Origin of the sequence: Paraburkholderia bannensis (assembly GCF_014200455.1) — a bacterium.
Classification (GTDB): domain Bacteria; phylum Pseudomonadota; class Gammaproteobacteria; order Burkholderiales; family Burkholderiaceae; genus Paraburkholderia; species Paraburkholderia bannensis_A.
This window is the reverse complement of sequence record NZ_JACHBW010000050.1, coordinates 1-5,851: the sequence shown is the minus strand read 5'-3', so window position 1 is coordinate 5,851 and position 5,851 is coordinate 1. Positions and strand designations below refer to the sequence as shown.

General features: G+C 57.8%; 7 protein-coding genes. 6 read left to right on the top strand and 1 reads right to left on the bottom strand.

Annotated features, from left to right (window positions below):
- Positions 1-397: 397 nt before the first annotated feature.
- Positions 398-637, top strand: coding sequence for a hypothetical protein (locus F4827_RS34625; RefSeq protein ID WP_183733816.1), 240 nt, complete (start codon positions 398-400; stop codon positions 635-637).
- 366 nt (positions 638-1,003) lie between these two features.
- Here F4827_RS34625 and F4827_RS34620 read toward each other — a convergent pair whose 3' ends face one another.
- Positions 1,004-1,216: a hypothetical protein gene (locus tag F4827_RS34620; protein ID WP_183733813.1), complete on the bottom strand. Its 213-nt coding sequence runs from the start codon at positions 1,214-1,216 to the stop codon at positions 1,004-1,006.
- A gap of 289 nt (positions 1,217-1,505) precedes the next feature.
- On the opposite strand from F4827_RS34620, the gene F4827_RS34615 reads away from it, so the two are divergent.
- From F4827_RS34615 to F4827_RS34595, 5 genes are all read left to right on the top strand, one after another.
- The gene (locus F4827_RS34615) at positions 1,506-2,819 is read left to right on the top strand and encodes a sodium:proton antiporter (RefSeq protein ID WP_183733810.1); all 1,314 of its coding nucleotides are present in this window, start codon (positions 1,506-1,508) and stop codon (positions 2,817-2,819) included.
- A gap of 866 nt (positions 2,820-3,685) precedes the next feature.
- Positions 3,686-4,156: a PRC-barrel domain-containing protein gene (locus tag F4827_RS34610; RefSeq protein WP_183733807.1), complete on the top strand. Its 471-nt coding sequence runs from the start codon at positions 3,686-3,688 to the stop codon at positions 4,154-4,156.
- A gap of 144 nt (positions 4,157-4,300) precedes the next feature.
- Positions 4,301-4,474, top strand: a complete 174-nt coding sequence (locus F4827_RS34605) for a CsbD family protein (RefSeq protein ID WP_183733804.1) — start codon at positions 4,301-4,303, stop codon at positions 4,472-4,474.
- Positions 4,475-5,124: 650 nt separating this feature from the next.
- The gene (locus F4827_RS34600; RefSeq protein WP_183733801.1) at positions 5,125-5,292 is read left to right on the top strand and encodes a hypothetical protein; all 168 of its coding nucleotides are present in this window, start codon (positions 5,125-5,127) and stop codon (positions 5,290-5,292) included.
- Between the two features lie 293 nt (positions 5,293-5,585).
- A partial coding sequence (locus F4827_RS34595) for a transposase (protein ID WP_183733798.1) occupies positions 5,586-5,851 on the top strand: 266 nt, incomplete at its 3' end.

Genomic DNA, 5,851 nt, shown 5'->3' with positions numbered 1-5,851 from the left:
TGAAGCCGCGCGCGCTGCGCCAGCAAACGTCTTCTGTTTGCGATCATCGGTGTCCGCGTGCGGCACTGCGGTGGCCTGCCGGTATGACCGCTCGCGTATTTCCGTTGGGCGCCACGTCCGGCAAATGTACGATTTGCATTGGGCAGGACCGTGCCGGGATGAGACGCTCGTCCGGCGAGTCGTCCGGACATTCAGGTGGCACCGCCGTGTCAGCAAACAGCCATTGTAGGGCCGAATGCGGCCCCCTCTTCACCATGAACGACCGCTTCGCGTTACGCGATATCGTGTGCCCGCTCGTTCTTCCGACTGTTGAGGAGGCCTCCCGTCAGATCGTCATTCCGTCAATCCCGCTCTCCCCGCGTGCTACGATGAAATATTGGGCGAGTGGAGGTAAGCAATGGACATGGACGGATTTAGGCCATATCGCGGCTACTTCTATCGAGCCTCAGCGAATTTCGGTCAAGACGGCTCGTGGCGCGGTACGATTGATATTTTTCGGCGTCGTTGGGATGGCACCACCGAAACCGTAATTTCGAAGATGGACGTGCCCGGCACGTTCATCGCAGAAGAGCTAGCCCTCGCTGCTTCGGACGCCTACTGCCATGTTCTTATCGACGACGCCGAATTTCAGCGGTGATTGGTGTCAAGACGAGCTCATGAATTCGGTGACCCAAAGTGATCAATTCCCGTTGTTAGTTCGCTGGTTCGCCCAAACGCCATTTCACAATGGGTATCGAGCATGTGGCGCGCAATAATGGCATGGCTACTCTTCAGTACCGCCTCGCGTACCCGTCCCGCCACAGGGCTGCGCCAACGACTCCAAGCAGCGCAATGTCGCGCTCGCCAAAACTATCCCAAGCACCCGCGAGCCATTCTGCGAAATCTGTGCAGGCATGGTTCAGATCGATCGCTGCGCGACCTTCACGATTCACTTGTTCGAATATCTTCATCACGTCATCAGGGGGCATCGTTACTTCCCCGTATCTGCTCCGCGATCTACGCGTCAGACGTTCAGACCACCTTCCGCGTCGGTCCCTTCCATCGTAGCGCCCCAAAGCAAAGCCCCCGCTGTGGCGATCACCGCCCAGTCATAGCTGTCCATCGTCCCATGCGTTCGAGCGAGCAATCCGATCAGGTCGAGCAGCGCCTGTTCAGGCTTGACATCCCGTAAATACGCCGTTGACCGAATCATGGTCAACACAACATCAGGGCTCATTGCCGCGATTCACCTTTAAACAGCCAAACCTTAGCCTTTCCTCGTCACGCGAATATGTCCGAGTGACCGCTTAGGTTACTTTACGATAGTAGCCGGTTAGCAGGCATTGGTCGCGCGAAATCGGAGATAAGGAAACGCTGGGACGTTAATGAACATTGGCAGGGGCGACATTGGGCTTCGCTTTCCGCAGACACGAGAAGTTAGACATGCTATTCGTGTAAGTGGGTAATACCGTCGCCTGTTGCGCTCATGCCGTTTCCGTACACCGTAGATGGAAAGAGCCCCTGACATGACGGCTGCGCACTGGTATCTAGCACTTGGATCGCTTCTTGTCGCACTGGTCTTGTCGAAGGGGTTGCTCGCCCGCCTTCTTCTTAGCCGCGCGACCGTTTATTTATTCGTCGGTGTTCTCCTCAGTCTCATCGTCCCGCGCGGCGATTCATTGAGTCCCATATTTCATGCCGTGCTGCTTGGTCGGGTGGCGGAAATCGCGTTGTTGATTTCGCTATTCACGGTTGGCCTTCGCATGGGGGTCCCGATTCTTGATAGGCGGTGGCTTGTCCCAGTACGCCTCGCGGTGTTTTCGATGGCGATCACGGTCGGCTTGATCACCGCGATCGGTATTTGGGGATTGCGGCTGCCATTGGGTGCAGCAATATTGCTGGGCGCCATTCTTGCCCCAACAGATCCGGTTCTGGCCTCAGGGATACAGACGGAGCGTGGCCAGGATCCTGATCGTCTCGGTTTCAACCTTGCAGGTGAGGGCGCGTTGAACGATGCCACATCGTTTCCCCTCGTCACGCTAGGTTTGGCGATGCTGCCGCAGGCGGGGGGTACAAGCCTGAACATCTGGCACTGGATCATGTGGGACGTATTCTGGTCCAGCGCCGCTGGCATCGTGCTCGGGGCGCTCGTAGGTACAGCGGTTGGCCGTGCTGTTGTGTATTTACGAACGCGACATGCGGCAGCGGTCGGCCTGGACGAATTCCTGTCGCTGGGCGTAATCGGCATTGCCTACGGCGTTGCACAGTTATCCGACGCGTCTGGCTTTCTTGCCGTGTTCACCGCAGGCCTCTCACTCCAGCGGGTGCAGAACCTGCCGTTAAGCGGTGCGACTCCCCTGGGCGCGGCATCGAGTGCCGACGGCCACGGGTACGAAACACTGGCAACGCATTCGCATCACGCCAGCGAAGCGATGGGCGACGCGGTGCGGAATTTTAATACACAGCTTGAGCATCTCGCCGAACTGACGGTGGTCGTGATCGTAGGTGTGCTGCTTCCCTGGTCGGCTCGGCCAGGCGCGTTGTGGTGGTTCATTCCGACGGTGCTGCTGTTCGTGCGCCCTGCCGCAGTGGCGAGCGGCGCGCTTGGCATCGCGACCATTACCCGTGGCGGCGCGATGGTGGCGTGGTTCGGCATACGTGGTGTTGGCTCGATGTTCTACCTGATGTACGCGCTCGGCCATGGCCTTGGCACCCCTCTCGCTACAGTATTTGTCGCAGTGACACTTGGCGTCATATCCGCATCCATCGTATTACATGGGGTATCTGTCCGGCCGATGATGACCTGGTATGAGCGGTCACCGTCGGGGCCACGCCGATAGCTGGCGAAGGCCACGCCGTCCAAGGCGCGGCTCTGCTCCGACCTGCTCGGGGGTCCCAAACGAGCTTGGTTGCCTCATTGCGGCACAGAGGAGGAGCGTATGAACGCTCTCGGGCAAGGCAATGTCTTGCCGGTGTGCTCCCCCTATCTCGCTATTCCGAAAGGCCCAGTGGCCGATAGGCTCTCACATGAGGCATCTGTCGTGGCAAAAGCGAAAGATCACTTCGGGTCGGGCCGCGTCGGTCCGTTCTTCAAACTGATGGCTTGAGTGCGGCCAGTGGAATTGAGCCCACCGGAAGCTGCCTGTCGGTGTGCGTACTCCCGACCTGCCAGTGGCCTTAGGATAGCAATGCAGCGCTTCCGTGATGTGGATGCACCAGTTTCCTTGCCGGGGTCCGGTACGGCACCGTACCGATTTTTACCCCGCTTGCGCGCATTGTTGTAACTGTACGCTTTCGATCCCCATTCTCAATGCCCCGGGGGGTTCCAGCGTGGGCGGTAGGTGCGCGGCGGATACTGCAGCGTGACGCGAAGCCCGTGTGAGGGGGGCGTCTGCATTGTTTCTACTCGACGCCATCATCGCCAGCACAGATGGAGATATTTCGGCTGCTGTCGTTAACTGCCGGCCGGGAAACCGGGCGGTAGCAACAACCGCGCCGACATAGCGGGCCGTCGGAACCGAAATACGTGCCGGTGCGGAAAGGCCGCTTGAATGGAACACTCGATATTGCTCGCGTGGTGGCGGCCATTGACAGACGACTTGAACGGCGGTCATGCACGGCATATCGCGTGACCGGTGTGGGCCATCCATCACGGCGAGCCGGCGAACCGCGCCGATGTCCCGCGAAATGAACTCAGGAGGGAATCATGACGACACTCGACCCGACCAATCGGCCTTCGACTAGCGGTACAGGTGCCGCGATTATGGGCAGCGGGACTGGCGATGGGCCAGGCCCCAGCGTGATGGCGGCTGATACGCTCAAGGGCAATAAGCTCTTCACGTCTGACCTCGAGGAGATCGGGAAAATTTCCGCAATCATGCTGGATGTACGCGGCGGACGGATCGCCTATGCCGTGCTGTCAAGTGGGGGCTTTCTCGGCATGGGTGAAAAGCTTCACGCCATTCCGTGGAGTGCGCTGACCCTGGACACGGACGAAAAGTGTTTCCGGCTCGATGTCACTGCAGACCGCGTGAAAAATGCCCCCGCTTTCGACAAGGAACATTGGCCCTCAATGGCGGATGAGCAGTGGGGTTCGTCGCTTCACCAGTACTACAATCGCCAGCCGTACTGGTTAGCCACGCGGGAAGTCGTCGAAAATCGCCCACTTGAACACTGAAACACACTCGCCAGGCAGCATTGAAAAAATTTGGATAACTGATGATATTCATGGGAATGCCACCCCACCGGTGACACCGTGTGAGCCTGATGGTAATAGGCAAGCAACATCATCCACAGATCAGCTACGTATTGGAGGTTCATCATGAACAAGGATCAAGTCAAGGGAACTGCAGAGAAGTTGAAGGGTAAAGTGAATGAAGCCATTGGCCGTGCCACCGACGATACGAAACAGGAAGTCAAAGGCGATATCCAGCAAGCGGCCGGCCAGGCGCGAAAGAATCTTGGCGACGCCAAGGAAACCGTCAAGAAATCTTGATTGACCACGGACTCTTCACCGGGGTCTATTCCGCCTTTCAATGAGCTTCAGGCGGCGGGTTGCATCGAACGGGCCTGCGGTCAGCGACGTTGCGGCGTGCATGGAAGGGGCGCAACACCGCCGTTTGCGAAGCCGGTGGTGTCGGATCGGGCATCACGACGCGAAGAGGAAGGAAAACAAATGAGAAGCACCGTGCTCGGCAACTCCAGCGGGACAAGGCTCCACCCGCGAAATGCTACCCGTCAATGCTGCGATGTACGCATCGCGACGCTGATTGGGCCTGTGTCTACCTTGACGAGAGCGTCAGGAATAACATCGTCTGGCTCGTAGGAGCCGTGGTCATCGTTCTATTCGTCCTCGGCTATTTCGGATTGAGATAGGACGTTTCATTGTCTTGCTCATCACGCCACGGCTGGTCAACGACTGCGATCAAATCCCTGCGGTGAGCGTCGCACACGTACTGCCACTGCCAGACGACACTGGCGAGTCCGTGAGGTGATAACGCCAGGAGTCGAGCTGGATGGCAACGAGCTGCAATCCCCGTCGCCATTGGAAAGAGGAAACGTCGATCCGATCGGTGACTACATGCGGCGGTAAGCCCACATAGTGTTTTAGGTCGCGACAGCCATTCGTCTATCGTAGGAAGCAAAATGAAGATGCTCAGGATCATCAGCTATGCCGGTCTCGTGGCAGTTGCGATCATGCTGCTGGTCGCGATGTGCGCGATCCTGGAGGACAGCGTGATTTCTCACCGTGCGCATCGGCAGGAACTGACCGGCAGCACACTTTCCAGTCCCGGCCTAGATCACTTCAGTTAAGTCGCCCGTCACCGATTTTCAGCTTCCAACTTATTTTAGAAAACTCCGGCATTCGGAAGGCAACCTGAATAGCAAGACGATGCGGATAAGAGCAGGTTTCGGTATCAAAAATCTGTTCACGTTACATGTTACAAGGCCTCACCAGAGGCCGAGATACCCGAGTACAAAGACTGTGAGCAAAAGTGCGACGGACGCGGTGCTCAAAATCCAGAGGGTGTTGGTCATGACTTTCTCCACGAGTGCGAAACTAGACCGTGTTAGGAACTTCAGCTCAGACCTGGTAACCTGGGCGGATGGAAAAGCGCAAACCTTACCCGAGCGACGTGTCTGATGAAGAATGGAGTTTCGCAGCTCCGTACCTGACGCTGATAAGCAACGACGCCCCCCAACGCCGATACGAATTGCGCGAAACGTTCAACGCACTGCGCTGGATTGTCCGCGCGGGTGCGCCCTGGCGCCTGCTGCCCAATGACTTTCCTCCGTGGGAGACGGTCTACCAGCAAACACAACGCTGGATTCAGGCAGGCTGTTTCGAGGCGATGGTCAACGACCTGCGCTC